The organism is Rothia sp. CCM 9416 (genome assembly GCF_048513535.1).
In the GTDB taxonomy this organism is placed as follows: domain Bacteria; phylum Actinomycetota; class Actinomycetes; order Actinomycetales; family Micrococcaceae; genus Rothia.
The window spans coordinates 25,053-40,493 of the sequence record NZ_JBLXXR010000012.1; the positions used below are offsets into that span (position 1 = coordinate 25,053).

The 15,441-nt window shown below is 56.0% G+C and carries 13 protein-coding genes and 4 tRNA genes; 6 read left to right on the forward strand and 11 right to left on the reverse strand.

Annotated elements, in window-relative coordinates; genetic code table 11:
- Positions 1-5: 5 nt before the first annotated feature.
- The 5 genes from clpX to ACN080_RS06230 form a co-directional block, all read right to left on the reverse strand.
- Positions 6-1,292, reverse strand: a complete 1,287-nt coding sequence (gene clpX, locus ACN080_RS06210; RefSeq protein WP_419099554.1) for an ATP-dependent Clp protease ATP-binding subunit ClpX — start codon at positions 1,290-1,292, stop codon at positions 6-8.
- A 218-nt stretch (positions 1,293-1,510) separates the two neighbouring features.
- Complete coding sequence (locus ACN080_RS06215) at positions 1,511-2,188, reverse strand: ATP-dependent Clp protease proteolytic subunit (protein ID WP_419099553.1); 678 nt, start codon at positions 2,186-2,188, stop codon at positions 1,511-1,513.
- Positions 2,189-2,221: 33 nt separating this feature from the next.
- Positions 2,222-2,845 carry an ATP-dependent Clp protease proteolytic subunit gene (locus ACN080_RS06220; RefSeq protein ID WP_419113313.1) on the reverse strand — a complete coding sequence of 208 codons (624 nt, stop codon included), beginning with the start codon at positions 2,843-2,845 and terminating at the stop codon, positions 2,222-2,224.
- 246 nt (positions 2,846-3,091) lie between these two features.
- Positions 3,092-4,390, reverse strand: a complete 1,299-nt coding sequence (tig, locus tag ACN080_RS06225) for a trigger factor (protein WP_419099551.1) — start codon at positions 4,388-4,390, stop codon at positions 3,092-3,094.
- Between the two features lie 116 nt (positions 4,391-4,506).
- Positions 4,507-4,581 (reverse strand) — tRNA-Pro (locus ACN080_RS06230).
- Between the two features lie 167 nt (positions 4,582-4,748).
- Here ACN080_RS06230 and ACN080_RS06235 point away from each other — a divergent pair.
- Positions 4,749-4,819, forward strand: a tRNA-Gly gene (locus ACN080_RS06235).
- Positions 4,820-4,824: 5 nt separating this feature from the next.
- Positions 4,825-4,898 (forward strand) — tRNA-Gly (locus ACN080_RS06240).
- Between the two features lie 77 nt (positions 4,899-4,975).
- Here the strand turns inward: ACN080_RS06240 and ACN080_RS06245 are convergent.
- The 3 genes from ACN080_RS06245 to ACN080_RS06255 form a co-directional block, all read right to left on the reverse strand.
- Positions 4,976-5,701 (reverse strand): HAD family hydrolase, encoded by a 726-nt coding sequence (locus ACN080_RS06245; RefSeq protein WP_419104722.1) that lies wholly within the window; start codon positions 5,699-5,701, stop codon positions 4,976-4,978.
- Between the two features lie 257 nt (positions 5,702-5,958).
- Positions 5,959-6,837: an Fpg/Nei family DNA glycosylase gene (locus ACN080_RS06250; RefSeq protein ID WP_419113314.1), complete on the reverse strand. Its 879-nt coding sequence runs from the start codon at positions 6,835-6,837 to the stop codon at positions 5,959-5,961.
- A gap of 39 nt (positions 6,838-6,876) precedes the next feature.
- Positions 6,877-7,368 (reverse strand): ribose-5-phosphate isomerase, encoded by a 492-nt coding sequence (locus ACN080_RS06255; protein ID WP_419099548.1) that lies wholly within the window; start codon positions 7,366-7,368, stop codon positions 6,877-6,879.
- 214 nt (positions 7,369-7,582) lie between these two features.
- Here ACN080_RS06255 and pepN point away from each other — a divergent pair, with 214 nt between their 5' ends.
- A complete protein-coding gene (gene pepN / locus ACN080_RS06260) occupies positions 7,583-10,123 on the forward strand; it encodes an aminopeptidase N (RefSeq protein WP_419113315.1) in 2,541 nt (846 codons plus the stop codon).
- Between the two features lie 122 nt (positions 10,124-10,245).
- Complete coding sequence (locus ACN080_RS06265; RefSeq protein ID WP_419104719.1) at positions 10,246-10,710, forward strand: globin; 465 nt, start codon at positions 10,246-10,248, stop codon at positions 10,708-10,710.
- A 26-nt stretch (positions 10,711-10,736) separates the two neighbouring features.
- On the opposite strand, the gene ACN080_RS06270 is transcribed toward ACN080_RS06265, so the two are convergent.
- Positions 10,737-11,426, reverse strand: a complete 690-nt coding sequence (locus ACN080_RS06270; RefSeq protein WP_419113316.1) for a hypothetical protein — start codon at positions 11,424-11,426, stop codon at positions 10,737-10,739.
- A 79-nt stretch (positions 11,427-11,505) separates the two neighbouring features.
- Between ACN080_RS06270 and ACN080_RS06275 the strand changes: the two genes are divergently transcribed.
- Entirely contained in the window at positions 11,506-12,405 is a 900-nt protein-coding gene (locus ACN080_RS06275) for an acyl-CoA thioesterase (protein WP_419104717.1), read from the forward strand.
- A gap of 132 nt (positions 12,406-12,537) precedes the next feature.
- Here the strand turns inward: ACN080_RS06275 and ettA are convergent, their stop codons facing one another.
- The gene (gene ettA / locus ACN080_RS06280) at positions 12,538-14,217 is read right to left on the reverse strand and encodes an energy-dependent translational throttle protein EttA (protein WP_419099543.1); all 1,680 of its coding nucleotides are present in this window, start codon (positions 14,215-14,217) and stop codon (positions 12,538-12,540) included.
- A gap of 146 nt (positions 14,218-14,363) precedes the next feature.
- Positions 14,364-14,846, reverse strand: a complete 483-nt coding sequence (locus ACN080_RS06285; protein ID WP_419099542.1) for a single-stranded DNA-binding protein — start codon at positions 14,844-14,846, stop codon at positions 14,364-14,366.
- 486 nt (positions 14,847-15,332) lie between these two features.
- On the opposite strand from ACN080_RS06285, the gene ACN080_RS06290 reads away from it, so the two are divergent.
- A tRNA-Arg gene (locus ACN080_RS06290) sits at positions 15,333-15,405 on the forward strand.
- The last annotated feature ends 36 nt before the right edge of the window (positions 15,406-15,441 follow it).

Genomic DNA, 15,441 nt, shown 5'->3' on the forward strand with positions numbered 1-15,441 from the left:
TTTTCTTAAGCGCTCTTCTTTTCCACCGAATTATCAATGACGAGAATCGGGTCTTTATCGCCGGTGACAACATCGGCATCGATAATGACCGCCGATACGTCACTACGGCTGGGTACATCGAACATGACCGGTTGCAGAATAGACTCCATGATGGAACGTAAACCGCGAGCACCGGTGTCGCGTTCAACAGCCTGGCGGGCAATGGCGGCAATGGCGCCGTCCTCAAAAATCAGTTCAACACCGTCAAGGGCGAACATACGTTTGTACTGCTTGACCAGAGCGTTCTTGGGTTCGGTCAGAATCCGTTTGAGGTCGCTCTCGGTCAGCTTACCCAACGTAGCAAGCACTGGCAGGCGGCCAATGAACTCAGGGATCAGACCAAATTTCAGTAGGTCTTCGGGCATGAGCTTAGTGAGGATATCGCTCTCCTTGGCGGCCTGCTCAATCGAGGCACCAAAGCCAATACCCTTGCGGCCTACCCGCCCACCTACTATCTCTTCGATACCGGCAAAAGCACCGGCCACGATAAAGAGGATATTGGAAGTGTTAATCTTGAGGAATTCCTGCTGAGGGTGCTTACGACCGCCCTGTGGAGGCACCGATGCATCCGTACCCTCAAGGATTTTAAGGAGTGCCTGTTGCACCCCCTCACCCGAAACGTCTCGAGTGATGGAAGGGTTATCTGCCTTACGGGAAATTTTATCGATTTCATCAATGTAGATGATGCCGCGCTGGGCTTTTTGAATGTCCCCATCGGCGGCCTGAATTAGCTTGAGCAGAATGTTCTCAACGTCTTCGCCCACATAACCAGCCTCCGTGAGTGAGGTCGCATCGGCAACCGCAAAAGGCACGTTGAGTTTTTTGGCCAGGGTCTGGGCCAGGTAAGTCTTGCCGGAACCTGTCGGGCCAACCAGCAGAATATTGGACTTAGCAATCTCAACGTCTTCACCGTCAGTAGCCAAAAGCTCCTTAGCCTCAAAAGCTGAGCTTTCTTGCGCCCGAATACGCTTGTAGTGGTTGTAGACCGCTACAGACAGGGCACGCTTAGCGGCCTCCTGCCCAATGACGTACTCCTGGAGGTGGTCAAAGATCTCACGGGGGTTGGGGAGTTCTTCAGCAGACCCTAGACCCTTGACCTCGGTCAGTTCCTCTTCAAGAATCTCGTTGCACAGCTCAATACATTCATCGCAGATGTAGATATTGGGGCCAGCAATCAGCTTACGAACCTGCCGCTGATTCTTGCCACAAAATGAACATTTGGGAAGAGTGGTGCTATCGCCTAGACGAGCCATACCCCTACCTTTCTTTGGGTTCCACTACATAATCTACCCTGAAAAATTAGCCAGCCCAATTGTGTGACGTTTAAGGAAAGATGACGAAACAATGACATCTGTGTTCTCACAGATATCACCCCGACTCGATAATCCATATAAAACGCCGCCATCGGCTCTCTACTCTCGTGGAGCAGAACCAAAGGCGGCGCCAATACCCAACGGTTTGGGGTATCTATCTAGTCGTGCTTCTCAGCAGTGTTGAATGCCGGCTTATTGGCCTTGCGTGACTCAAGCACCTGGTCGACGATGCCGTACTCCAGTGCCGCTTTAGCGGTCAGAATGTTGTCACGTTCAATCGACTTATCGACCTCTTCAAAGGTCTTACCGGCGTGCAGAGCAAGAGTCTGGGCAGTCCACTCACGCATGCGCATTACTTCGTTGGCGTGAATCTCAATGTCTGATGCCTGGCCGCCCTGCTGACCCGATAGCGCAGGCTGGTGAATCAGTACGCGGGCGTTGGGCAGGGCAAGACGCTTACCGGGGGTACCGGCTGCCAGCAAGACAGCGGCGGCTGATGCGGCCTGACCCAGGCAGACAGTTTGAATCTCGGGGCGGATGTACTGCATGGTGTCGTAGATTGCAGTCATCGCGGTGAAGGAGCCACCGGGTGAGTTGATGTAAAGAGTGATGTCACGGTCAGGATCCTGGGACTCAAGAACCAGGAGCTGGGCCATGATGTCATCGGCTGAGGCATCATCGACCTGAACGCCCAAGAAAATGATGCGGTCTTCAAAGAGCTTGGCGTAGGGGTCCTGGCGCTTGTAGCCGTAGGGGGTACGCTCTTCAAAGTTGGGGAGCACGTAGCGGTCGGTGGGCATACCGGCCGGGGCGGTAGATGAGGGGAGGTGAATCATTCGGTTTCTCCTAGAAAGTCTTGCGTGGCCGGTTTACTTGTCGGTGGCGCTGGTGGCCGGGCCAATTTTGTCCAGAATCTTGTCGAAGAAGCCGTAAGCCAGGCCTTCTTCTGCGGTGAACCAGTTATCACGGTCGTTATCGCGCAGGATGGTTTCTACGGTCTGGCCGGTGCGCTCTGCGGTGATTTCGCTCAGTCGCCTCTTCATATCCAAAATGAGCTGGGCCTGGGTGCGAATATCTGATGCGGTACCACCGATACCGCCGGAGGGCTGGTGCATAAGGATACGGGCATTAGGGGTGGCGAAGCGCTTGCCGGGTGCCCCTGCTGTGAGCAGGAACTGCCCCATTGAGGCGGCCATGCCGGTCACAACGGTGACAACGTCGTTGGGGATAAGCTGCATGGTGTCGTAGATAGCCATGCCTGCGGTTACAGAACCACCCGGTGAGTTGATGTAGAGGTAGATATCGGCCTCGGGGTCCTCAGCCGAGAGCAAAAGGAGCTGGGAGCAGATACGGTTGGCGTTGGAATCGCGTACTTCTGACCCCAGCCAGATAATGCGCTCTTTGAGTAGACGGTTATAGATATAGTCGTCCTGGCTCCCCATGGGTGTTTCCATGGCGGGGGCCTGGTGTGCTTCAGGAAGGGTGAAGGACATTGATTCCGCTCCTTGTGTCGGTGGCGGCGGCCGCAGACTGCGGGCACCAAAGAATTGCTTGACATTCAGGTTATCGCTTTTGGGCACTGGCGTGAGCACAAAAGAGCCTCAGTTCGCTGATGGCATGTTAGGGCAAACGGTCTCTTAGCCTGCCCAGCCCAGCGAAGGAGACAGAAAAAAGGCCCCACCTAGCCTTAGCTGGGCGGGGCCTTGTACTAAAGCACCAAGGTCGGTGCAGGCTAGTACTTACTGCTGGCCATCATTGTCGTTAAGGAATGATGAGAGGTCAACAGCCTTACCGTCTGCGTCAACAACCTCAGCCTTAGCCAGAACAGCGGCCAGAGCCTTGGAGCGGCGAACTTCGCCAACGATCATGCCGGACTGGCCTGAGCCGTCAAGCATCTGAGCGAACTGGTTGGGGTCCATACCGTACTGCTGGCTCATGGTGATGATGTAGTCGATCAGCTCGGACTGCTCAACAGAAACTTCTTCCTTCTCGGCGATTGCGTCGAGAATGATTTCGTTCTTGAAGGCACGTTCGGTGTTCTCACGAACCTCAGCGCGGTGCTCTTCGGTGTCGTGGTCAGCTTCCTGGCTGGGGGTCTTGAAATGCTGCTCCAGCTGGTCTTCAATAACCTTCTCGGGAACGGGAACTTCTACCAGTTCAACCAGCGAGTCAAGAACCTTATCACGCGCTTCTGCGCCCTGCTCGGCAACCTTGGAGTCAGCGGCCTGCTTCTTCAGGTCTTCCTTGAGCTCTGCAATGGTATCGAATTCGGAGGCCAGCTGAGCGAAGTCGTCGTCTGCCTCGGGCAGTTCGCGTTCCTTAACAGCGGTGACAGAAACCTTGACGGTTGCCTCTTCACCAGCGTGCTCGCCACCGGCAAGCTTGGTCACGAAGGTTGCATCTTCACCAGCAGACAGGCCAAGAACAGCTTCATCCAAGCCCTCCAGCATGGTGCCGGAGCCTACCTGGTAGGACAGGTCGTTGGCAGCGTCAACTTCTTGGCCATCGATTTCAGCGGCGATGTTAATGGTCAGGAAGTCCTGGTCAGCGGCGGGGCGCTCAACAGCCTTGAGGGTACCGAAACGGCCACGCAGGGCATCGAGTGCCTTCTGCTCGTCTTCTTCAGTAACTTCTACGCTTGCAACCTCAACCTTGATGCCTGAGTAGTCAGGCAGTTCAATTTCGGGGCGAACGGTAACCTCTATAAGGAGCTTGAGGTCCGCTTCACGGTTGCCCTCTTCGGGCTTTGCAATGATGTCCAGTTCGGGCTGAGCCAGGGGTGTGAGCTCGTTCTCAGCCAGAGCCTGGGAGTAGTAGCTGTTCAGCGCTTCATTCAGAGCGTTCTCAACAACAAAGTCGAAGCCAGCACGCTGATCAATCAGAGCCTTAGGGGTCTTGCCCTTGCGGAAACCAGGAACTGAAATCTGGTTAGCCAGTGACTTGTAGGTGCGGTCAAGGTAGGTCTTGAACTCAGCGAAGGGAACCTCGACCTCGATTTTTGCGAGGGTCGGGTTGATCTTCTCGACGGCAGTCTTCACGTCCGTTGATCTCCTGATATCTTGAGGGAACCGCAACCCGGAACTAAATATGAGTGCGGCAAACTAATCGTTCTATAGAAAAACCCGCCGTTTCCGGCGGGCCGATCTATTTCACGTCGGGGTGACAGGATTCGAACCTGCGATCTCCTGCTCCCAAAGCAGGCGCGCTAGCCAAGCTACGCCACACCCCGTATTGCACGGAAGGCAACACCTAGTCTAGCGGGAACCCATCGTAAAATCTAACTGGCGACCGCATTACGCCTAGGGCGTGTTGCCGACTTTTCTAGCCTAGCCGATTTGACAAGCCCACCACAAACCGGGTTTACTAGAAATCGTCCACGAGGACGCCACCCCACACGGGGATGTAGCTTAATGGTAAAGCCTCAGTCTTCCAAACTGATTACGCGGGTTCGATTCCCGTCATCCCCTCTCCTGCGGCTGTAGCTCAATGGTAGAGCGCACGCTTCCCAAGCCTGATACGCGGGTTCGATTCCCGTCAGCCGCTCCAAAGAAAAGCGACCACCGGCAGGTGGTCGCTTTTTTGTGCCGTCCATTTTGCAGAGGGTGTTCTACGGTCTCAAGTTTCTAGTAGTGATCGATAAGTTCAGTCAGCGCCCTAACCCGCTCAATACCGGGCGGAATCTGCTGGTGACGCCTGCTCCTGTTAACCCAAACCGCTCCAAGGCCGGCTCCTACCGGGGCTTGCACATCTGCCAAAAAATTATTGCCCACATGCACAGCAAAAGCTGGGTCGGTTTCAAGAGCGGCGCAGATGAGACGGAAAAAATCTTCTTTTGGCTTGCTGGTACCCAGGAGTTGTGATGTTAGCAGCGGCAGATCTGAAAGGCCTAAAGTATCCAGCTTGGCCTGTTCAAGCGCCTGCGACCCGTTAGTTACGGCAACTACTTGAAGATGAGAACTATAAAGGTCGAGGCCACGCATGAAGCCCTCAACATCGTCAAAAGCAACCCAGGCCTGCCGACGGTGGGCCTCAAAACAGCCCAAGAAGCCCTCTGCCCGTTCTTGGGAATGGGCAGTGCCCGTCATGAGGTTAAGCATGCTGGCTATCCGCTGGTAGTAGTGCTGATCAAAGGCCTGCTCCCCTGCCAAATACAGCTGAAAATCTTCCCGCTGAATATCTGACCAGACGCGGTACAAAGCTTGCGACTCAGCAAAATCACCCCGAAAACCATACCTCTGAAGGGCCCGGTAAAACCCTAGAGATGTAGCGGTTTCACTATCAAGCAGGGTGCCCTCAATATCAACCAGCAGTAGTCGAGCTCGCCTCAACAAAGAACTCTTAAGGCTCACGCTACCCTCCCCAACCTCTACTGCACTTTCCTACAGCATAAGCCTATCCCTGCTTGAGCGCCCTCTAAAAGAGCTCTTTTAGCCAGCTCAAAAGAACCGCGAAGCAACCCTACGCGTTCAACAGCCCACATGCCGACTTTAGGATTCTTCAACCTAATCGATAAATCCAGGGACATTAGGGTCGCCTATCGAGATTATGAGCTGACAGAGCCTACAGAGCACAAAACCCTGTAACTCAAAGAGTTTAGAGGACCTTCTCAACGCTGACAGCCGGGGCACCAATACAGTTTTCGCCCAGCAACTTCTTGCAATGCAATCGTGCTCCCGCACCGTAAACAAGCCTGCCCCTGGTGGTGATAGACGTAATTTGCGTGCTCAGGCCAGGCCTCATATTCAGAAACACCAGGGCGGTCAGCCGGCTCAGTTGTAATAATCCGGCCCACCCTGACACCAATTTCAAGCAGGTGCTTGTTATCGCCCCAGAGAGCCTCAAGTTCAGAGCTACTACATTCTCTTGCGGGGCGGAAAGGATCGATACCGCACCTGAACAGAGATTCAGCCCTAAAAATGTTGCCGACACCAGAGATAACTTTCTGGTCCATCAGGGCAACCCCGATAGGTCGGGAGGTCTTCCTCGCTCGGGCATAAAAGGCCTGCGGGTCAGCATCCGGGTTCAGAGGGTCCGGCCCCAGCTGAGAACGCACGCGGGCCACTTCGTCAGCCGTTAAAACCCGGCAAATGGTGGGTCCGACCAGGTCGGCCCACCCATGCTCAGAGACCAGGCGAGCGCGAGTGGTTGGCCGCGGTGCCGGCGGCTTGGCGCTGAGCTCTTGGGAGTGATCCTCCTGCTCACCAATCTTGCGCGGTGCCCCAATCGACGAGGCACCCGTGAACCGCTCGTCACCGCCAAAGGTAAATGCACCGTAGATACCCAGGTGTACGTTCAGGTAAAGGTCGTTGGAGAACTCTGCAAAGAGGTGTTTACCGTGGGCAAACGACCGGATCAGCCGGTGCCCATGCAGAAGCGCCGCTCCATCGGTGAAACGTCCCTGGGGGCTACTGACGGCAAGTTGCTGGTTGGCAAAAACGTCGGTGAGCTGGCGTGCAAGCCGGTGGATGGAGTGGCCTTCTGGCATGGGTTCCTTCTGGGGTTTTGGTCGCGGGGGTGGGTGATCCTAGTAAGTATCGATGTGTTTGCCGCTGATTGCCCCGGTGGTTTCGTATTCTGCCATTTGACCGATGCGGCGGGCGTGACGTTCTTCCTTGGTCCATTCGGTGCTCAGGAAAACCTTGATGATGTCCAGGGCCTCTTCCTTGCTGTGCTGACGGCCACCTACAGCTACAACCTGGGCATTATTATGTTCACGCGCAAGGGCGGCGGTTTCGTGGTTCCAGGCGAGCGCTGCCCTGATGCCCGCTACCTTATTGGCTGCCATCTGCTCGCCGTTACCGGAGCCGCCCAGAACAATCCCCAGGGAGTCTAGCCCTGCCTCACGGTCAGCACGAACGGCAAGCGCAGCATTGATGCAGAAGCTGGGGTAGTCATCGAGGGCGTCGTACTCTGCTGGGCCGTGGTCGACCATCTCGTAGCCAGCTGCGGTGAGTTCCTGGATGAGGTAGTGGCTCAGGTCAAGGCCTGCATGGTCAGTAGCAATGTGGACGCGCACGGTGTCTCCTTAGGTCGTTGGCGGCAGGGGGAAGCTGGAAACCACACTAGATAGTTAGGTGAATCACGGGCTACCACATAGAATTATAGGCGTATGTGCTGCGTGACGACCAACCTGCAGCAGCAGGTTACCCGTGGCTGTTGGCAGGGCAAAGACCGCCCTTCTAGTACTGGAGCTATCCGGCTCTTCCCTTTCTACCACGATAAGGAACCCCATGCCTGGAATGAATTTGACCCGCGCCGAAGCTGAGCAGAGAGCATCTCTTATTCAGCGTGTAGATTCCTACACCATTGATCTTGACCTCACCCGGGGCGAGCGAGTGTTTGGTTCACGCACTGTTGTCCGTTTTGACGCTGTACCCGGGCAAGAGACCTTTATTGACGCGATTACCGATACTGTCCACAGTATTGTTCTCAACGGGGAAAACCTGCCGGTAGATTGCGCTGATGGCCTTCGGATTACTTTGCCCTCACTAGCCCAGAAGAACGAACTGGTGATTGAGGCCGATATGCTCTACACCAACACTGGTGAAGGCCTGCACCGCTTTGTTGACCCGGTAGATGGTGAGGTCTACCTCTACTCGCAGTTTGAGGTTCCGGATTCTCGCAGGGTTTACCCCGTTTTTGAACAGCCCGACCTCAAAGCTGAGTTCGAGTTCAGGGTCAAGGCGCCAGCCCACTGGGTTGTTGTCTCTAACCAGCCCGAGACATCTGTTGACGAGCAGGCAGACATTAAGGTGTGGAACTTCAAGCCCACTCCCCGCATTTCCTCCTACATCACCGCCATTATTGCTGGTCCCTACGCGGGTGTTTCCTCATCACTGACCAACAGCCAAGGCCGAGAGATTAAGCTGGGTTGCTACGCCCGTAAATCACTCATGGAATACCTGGACGCTGACGAGATCTTCCACATCACCCGCCAGGGCTTTGAGTTTTTTGAAGAACAGTTCAAGACTCCCTACCCCTTTGAAAAATATGACCAGCTCTTTGTGCCCGAGTTCAACGCCGGTGCCATGGAGAATGCCGGGGCGGTGACCTTCCTTGAAAGCTACATCTTCCGTTCCAAGGTCACCGAGGCAATTATTGAGCGCCGGGCCATTACCGTCCTGCACGAACTGGCCCACATGTGGTTTGGTGACCTGGTTACCATGAAGTGGTGGAACGACCTTTGGCTCAATGAGTCCTTCGCTGAGTTCATGTCTACCTTGGCTTTGGCCGAAAACACCAGTTTCGCCCCCGAAGCCTGGGCAACTTTCTCCGCGTCGGAAAAGACCTGGGCTTACAACCAGGACCAGCTCTCCTCGACCCACCCCATTGTGGCACCTATCCGCGACCTGCAAGATGTTCAGGTGAACTTTGACGGTATTACCTACGCTAAGGGCGCCTCTGTGCTCCGCCAGCTTGTTGCCTGGGTGGGCCAGGAGAACTTTATGGCCGCCCTCAAGGTCTACTTTGAGAAGCACGCCTACGGCAACACCGTGCTCGGTGACCTACTTACCGAGCTTGAAGCAATCTCCGGGCGCGACCTGCGGGCCTGGAGCAAGCTCTGGCTAGAAACTGCCGGGGTCAATACTCTCAGCACCGAAGTTGAAGAAGCAGAGGACGGAACTCTGGCCCGCCTGGCTCTGCGCCAGACTTTTGCAGAGGGCTACGAAACCCTGCGCCCCCACCGCCTCATCCTTGGCTTCTACAGCATGAAAGATGGTGCGCTCACCCGCACCCACCGCCTAGAAATTGACGTTGACGGCGAGCTGACCGAGGTACCCGAGGCCGTCGGGCTGGCCCGCCCCGATCTCATTCTGGTCAATGATGAAGACCTGGCCTACGCCAAGATCCGCTTGGATGAGCGTTCCCGCGCTACCGCCGTAGCCCACCTGGGCGCTATTGATTCTTCAGTTGCTCGCGGGGTTGTCTGGGGCTCCCTCTGGGACACCGCCCGCGACGGCCAAATGCCTGCCCGTCAGTTCGTTGAATTGGTACTTAACAACATCGGGGCAGAAACTAACTCCACCGCTGTCCGTACCCAGCTCACCAACCTGGAAACTACCCTGCGGGCTTACCTCAACCCCGCTCACGCGGAGTCTGTACGCCAGCAGGCTGCAGACCGGCTGTGGGAACTTGCTCAGCAGGCTGAGGCCGGTTCAGATAAGCAATTCCAGCTGGTCGGGGCCTTTGCACGTCTTGCCCACACCGACAGCCAGCTTGACACTCTCGAAGCCCTGATGAGTGGGAACACCCAGCTTGAGGGTCTTGAGATTGATACTGACCTACGGTGGGCCCTGCTCATTTCACTGTCAGCCGGTGGCCGCAGAAGCAAGACAGATATCGATGCTGCTCTGGCAGACGACAACACCGCTACCGGCCAGCAATCAGCGGCCACAGCACGAGCCGCTATCCCCACCGCAGAAGCAAAAGCAGAAACCTGGCGAGCAGTCGTTGAAACCGGTGAACTTTCCAACAACGTCCAGCGCGCGGCTATTCTTGGCTTCTACCGCGGCAACCCGCAGGTCACGGCCCAGTACACCGAACGCTACTTTGAGTCTGTGGAGAAGGTCTGGCGTGAACGCTCCCACGAGGTTTCCACCCAGATTATTACCGGGCTCTTCCCCCGTGTCTACACCCAGCAGGTGCTTGACCGTGCCGAAGACTACCTGGAAACGCTGCCTGAGGACGCCGCAGCCCTCAAACGCCAGGTTGCCGAAGGCCGCGACGCTCTAGCACGCGCACTCAAGGTTCAGGCCGCCGATATGGCCTAAAGCTACAGCGCCAAGAAAGGCGGGGTTTTCGCTCAGTGAGAGTGAAGGCCCCGCCTCTTCTATACCTCCCGTCCCTGCCGGTGGTCAGACCGTAGCCAGTGCACGGGAGTAAACTAGAGGGCATGAATCAGTTACCCAACCCCGCTTTCAAACCCATCTCTCTAGCCGACGGCGCAGGTCAAAATCCCCAACCAGAAGGTGACGATATTGACCCCCGCTCTTTCTATTCCCAGGTTGGTGGGCACCCAGTTTTTGAAAAACTCTGCCGGGAGTTCTATGCGCGGGTTGCAGCTGATGAGGAATTTAAAGCCATGTACCCCGAGGCTGATTTAGGCCCCGCCGAAAGACGGCTCAGAATGTTCCTGGAACAGTACTGGGGAGGGCCCAAAACCTACCAGGAAGAACGAGGCCACCCCCGTCTGCGTATGCGACACAACCCCTTCTATATTGGCCCTAAGGAACGGGACACCTGGTTGCGGTATATGCGGGAGGCCATGGACACTCTGGAGCTTGCGCCGCTCTATGATGCCGAGATGTGGGGCTACTTTGAGCGTGCCGCTCACGCTATGCAGAACAGGGCTCAGTAGCGCCTGGAAGCATTCTCTCGCCCCCTTTACGGCTTGCTTGACCGCACCAAAACATGCCCTGCACGAGCAGAAATACGGGCCCAATCCCCATTCACCCACACCGGCATTGGCTCGGTAGCTCGCGGAGGCAAAAAGCCCAGCACCTCAAGGGCGAAAGCAGCACCTGCTGGCAGAGGCACCTGAGTATTTGGTGTTTGGACGGGTGAGGACCAGATGCGTGAACGCACTGTTGAAACCACCGCATGGCCGGGGTGAGCTGGCAAGGCTCCGTCCACTGTCTCAATACCGGCCTTAGCGGTCTGACGTGCATCATCGGATAGGTAGAAGCCAGATTTTTCCCACCCGGTGATTGGTGGTGTCCGGCCAGCCCAGCCCGCAGTCACGGCAACCGGTGGAAGCGCCAGTTGCAAGCCCTCCTGCTCAATACGAGCCAGGCGGTCTAGCAGGGCAGCAGCCTCAACCGTTATATCCAGATCAGCCGGTTCAGCCAGTTTGATAGCGCGCAGGCCAAGAACCGTAGGGGTCGTATCTAAAAGATGCTCAGGTTCCAGGGCGCACACAGTTACCCCCAGAATATCCCCGCGAACCTGCAACCGTACGGCCGCCTTCGGGTCCAGAGACTTAGCCCGCACCAGATAGGTTGTGAGGTCGCGGGCTGTGGATTCATCGGGCAGGTGCACATACGGTCTTGTATGCGCAGATCCTTGGCTAGACATGGGGTGCCTCTTTCAATACAGAATTAATCACTTCATCTTATCCCTCATAACATTAGCCCACTTATGAGAAGGTAGAACCATGAGTCTAGATACACACCAAGAGACGCTCACCCCCACAGGCAAGCTACTTGCTATGCTTGACCTACCTGTAGCTAGTGCCTCTGCACATGAGCAGGTCTTTCAGGCAAGGACCCTGGCTAAAGAGTCACCCCGCATCTTCGGCGGGCAGGTTCTCGCCCAAGCCCTGGTTGCTGCGGCACGGACCGTAGAGGGTAAACAGGTACACTCACTCCACGGCTATTTTCTGCGCCCTGGTGATGTCAACGCCAGCCTCGCCTACGGGGTAGAAAACCTCAACGACACACGCTCTTTCGCCAGCAGGCGTGTTCAGGCCTACCAAGGCGGCGCACCTATCTTCTCCTGTATTGCCTCTTTCCAGACAGTAGCTAAGGGGCCGGAGCACTCATCGGAGATACCCATCGACCTGCCAGATCCCGAGTCGCTCCCCACAGCAGCCGACCTACTGGGGCATATCAACCTACCCATCGCCCAAAAGGTGGCGCACGGCAGACCCTTCGATATCCGCCATATCAGCCCAGCGCTCTACCTTGACCCGGACACGAGCGGATCGGCTCAGAACATGGTCTGGTTCAAGACTAAGGAGAGGCTACCGGATGACCCGCTCATTCATCAGGCGGCTATGGCTTATGCCTCTGACTACACACAGATTGAGCCGGTTCTGCGCCGCCACCAGAAATCATGGCTAGAACCGGGCATGAAAGTAGCTTCCTTAGATCACACCATCTGGTTCCATCGGCAGGCTCCTGCGGATGAGTGGCTTCTACTGGTTCAGGACTGCCCCAGCTCTCAGGGCGCACGTGGATTATCGCTGGGTAAAATTTTTACCCGTGATGGCAAGCACATTGCAACGGTAGCCCAAGAAGCGCTCATTCGGCTACCCGAATACCGCGCGACCTAAGAGCCCTCTGAACACAAGAATCCCCCGCACCTCATGGGGTGCGGGGGATTCTTTACAGCCATGACCGGAGCTACCTGCGCCAAACTACCGTCAGGGATAAGAGCTTACAGGTTGAGCCGGTCATTGTAAGCCTTAGCGGGTCAGCTTACGGTGGACAAGGCGGTGAGGCTTAGCGGCATCGGGGCCCAGGCGCTCCACCTTGTTCTTCTCGTAGGACTCGAAGTTGCCTTCAAACCAGTACCAATTATCGGGCTGCTCATCGGTGCCTTCCCAAGCCAAAATATGGGTAGCAACCCTATCTAGGAACCAACGGTCGTGGGAGACCACAACGGCGCAGCCGGGAAACTCTAGCAGAGCGTTTTCCAGCGAGGTCAGGGTCTCAACGTCCAGGTCATTGGTAGGCTCATCGAGCAGTAAGAGGTTGCCCCCCTGCTTGAGGGTCAGAGCCAGGTTCAGACGGTTGCGCTCACCACCGGAAAGCACACCGGCCTTCTTCTGCTGGTCAGGGCCCTTGAAGCCGAAGGCTGAAACGTAGGCGCGCGAAGGCATTTCAACCTGGCCAACCTGAATGTAATCCAGGCCGTCAGAGACAACCTCCCACAGCGACTTTTCGGGGTCAATGTTTGAACGGTTCTGGTCAACGTAGGAAATCTTGACGGTCTCGCCCACCTTGAGGGTGCCACCGTCCAGGGCTTCGAGACCGACAATAGTCTTGAACAGGGTTGACTTACCCACACCGTTAGGGCCGATAACGCCAACGATACCGTTGCGGGGTAGCGAGAAGGAGAGGCCCTTGATCAGTGAACGGCCGTCAAAACCCTTTTGCAGGTTCTCGGCCTCAATAACCACGTTGCCCAGGCGCGGTCCCGGGGGAATCTGAATTTCCTCAAAGTCAAGCTTACGGGTCTTCTCCGCCTCAGCTGCCATCTCCTCGTAGCGAGCCAGACGGGCCTTTGACTTAGCCTGGCGGCCCTTAGCGTTGGATCGAACCCAATCCAGCTCATCTTCAAGGCGCTTAGCAAGCTTGGCGTCCTTCTTACCCTGAACTTCAAGGCGAGCACGCTTCTTGTCCAGGTAGGTGGAGTAGTTACCCTCGTAGGGGTAGAGGTTGCCGCGGTCTACTTCGGCAATCCATTCAGCCACATGATCGAGGAAGTATCGGTCGTGGGTAATGGCAATAACAGCGCCCTCGTAGGACTGCAGGTGCTGTTCGAGCCAGAGCACCGATTCGGCATCTAGGTGGTTGGTGGGCTCATCGAGCAGGAGCAGGTCGGGCTTCTGAAGCAGGAGCTTACAGAGAGCTACACGGCGGCGTTCACCACCGGAGAGGTGGGTTACGGGCGAATCTCCGGGAGGGCAACGTAGAGCGTCCATTGCCTGCTCAAGCTGGGAGTCAATGTCCCAGGCGTTGGCGGCGTCAATGGCTTCCTGGAGTTTGCCCATTTCTTCCATGAGGGAGTCGAAATCGGCATCGGGGTTAGCCATTTCTTCTGAGATTTCGTTGTAACGAACAATCTTCTCGTAGATTTCGCCCACGCCTTCCTGGACGTTACCCAGGACGGTTTTTTCTTCATTGAGCGGGGGCTCCTGCATAAGGATACCCACGGTGTAGCCATCGGAGAGTCGTGCTTCACCGTTGGAGGGGGTGTCAAGACCCGCCATAATTTTCAGGATGGTTGACTTACCGGCACCGTTGGGGCCGACCATACCGATTTTTGCACCGGGGAAGAACGACATTGAAACGTCGTTGAGGATGACTTTATCGCCCACAGTTTTGCGGGCTTTGGTCATGGTGTAGATAAATTCTGCCATGCCTTTAAGCCTACCGGTTTATGTCAAGTTGGTTGGCCCCAAGCGGGCGACCGCCTGAGAAACTTGGTGAGAGTCTTGTACCTCCCCTCTTGTTCAGAGCATGACCGAGAGGGCTACCGCTCTCGAGCCCTCAGTGCCGGCGTGTTCTAGCTGGTGAGGCTGACACTGGCCTCGTCGTTTGCTCTAGCCTCAGTGAGGCCCGTCTGGTCGTCGGCCTGCACCTGCTCATTGAACTTACGGTCGGTATCGTCTATCTCTGGCTTGCGGTCGGTTACCCGGGTAAAGTTTGCCAGCCCAAAGTTGAGGTCATGCCCTATAGAGCTAGCATCAATCTCAATGCTGGTACCTGCCGAGCCATCTGCCCTTTCGAACTGTTTGACCTGCAGGCGGCCGGTGACCAGGACGGGCTGGCCCACATGAAGGCTGCGGGCAGAGTTATGGGCGAGCGCCCTAAAGGCATTGACTGTGTACCAGTTGGTATTGCCTTCTTTCCAGCTCCCCGATGTGGTATCGAACCAGCGGGGTGTGGAAGCGATGCGGAAGTTGGTGACGGGTATCTGCCCACCTGGCAGGAATTTCTGGGTTGGTGCTGTGGCAATAAAGCCTCGAACGGTGACGGTATCGCTCATGATTCCTCCTTGAGTCGGCTCTGTTCTGGTAGCCCCAACCTGCCAGGTAGGGCCTGCTGGAGGCAATAGTGCATAAAGCCTGTGGATACGAAAATTCAGGCTATGAGAGGTAAGTAAAGCTGCACTCGATGAAGATAAGACAGTTTAGGAATATGAGATGTTCACACCTCTACCTCTTGGGCCGCTCTCTCTTTAGGCTGGTGGCAAGCTCAGCAGGAGCTGGGCAGGGTAAGGCATAGAGTGAGTCAGCAGACCTGGAAGGAATACCTGTGAAGCCAGAGGTTTGGTGTGGAGCAGAATAGTTATGGGTAACTATCCCTCATGGGCGCCAGAAGAGATTGCCAGCTATCTCAGCTCCCTAGGGTTTAAAGGCCTTGGGTCGGTAATTACTTACTCCCTAGCAGAGGTAGCTGGGTACATCAGACGTGCTGATGAACCGCATCAAAGTGACTTTTTCTGGCCCAGGAGCTAATATTGAGTGCGCTGGCCTCAGTAGCTCAGTGGATAGAGCAGGAGCCTTCTAATCTCTTGGTCGGGGGTTCGACTCCCTCCTGGGGCGCTATGCACAATAGCCCCTCACCTCTTGGTGAGGGGC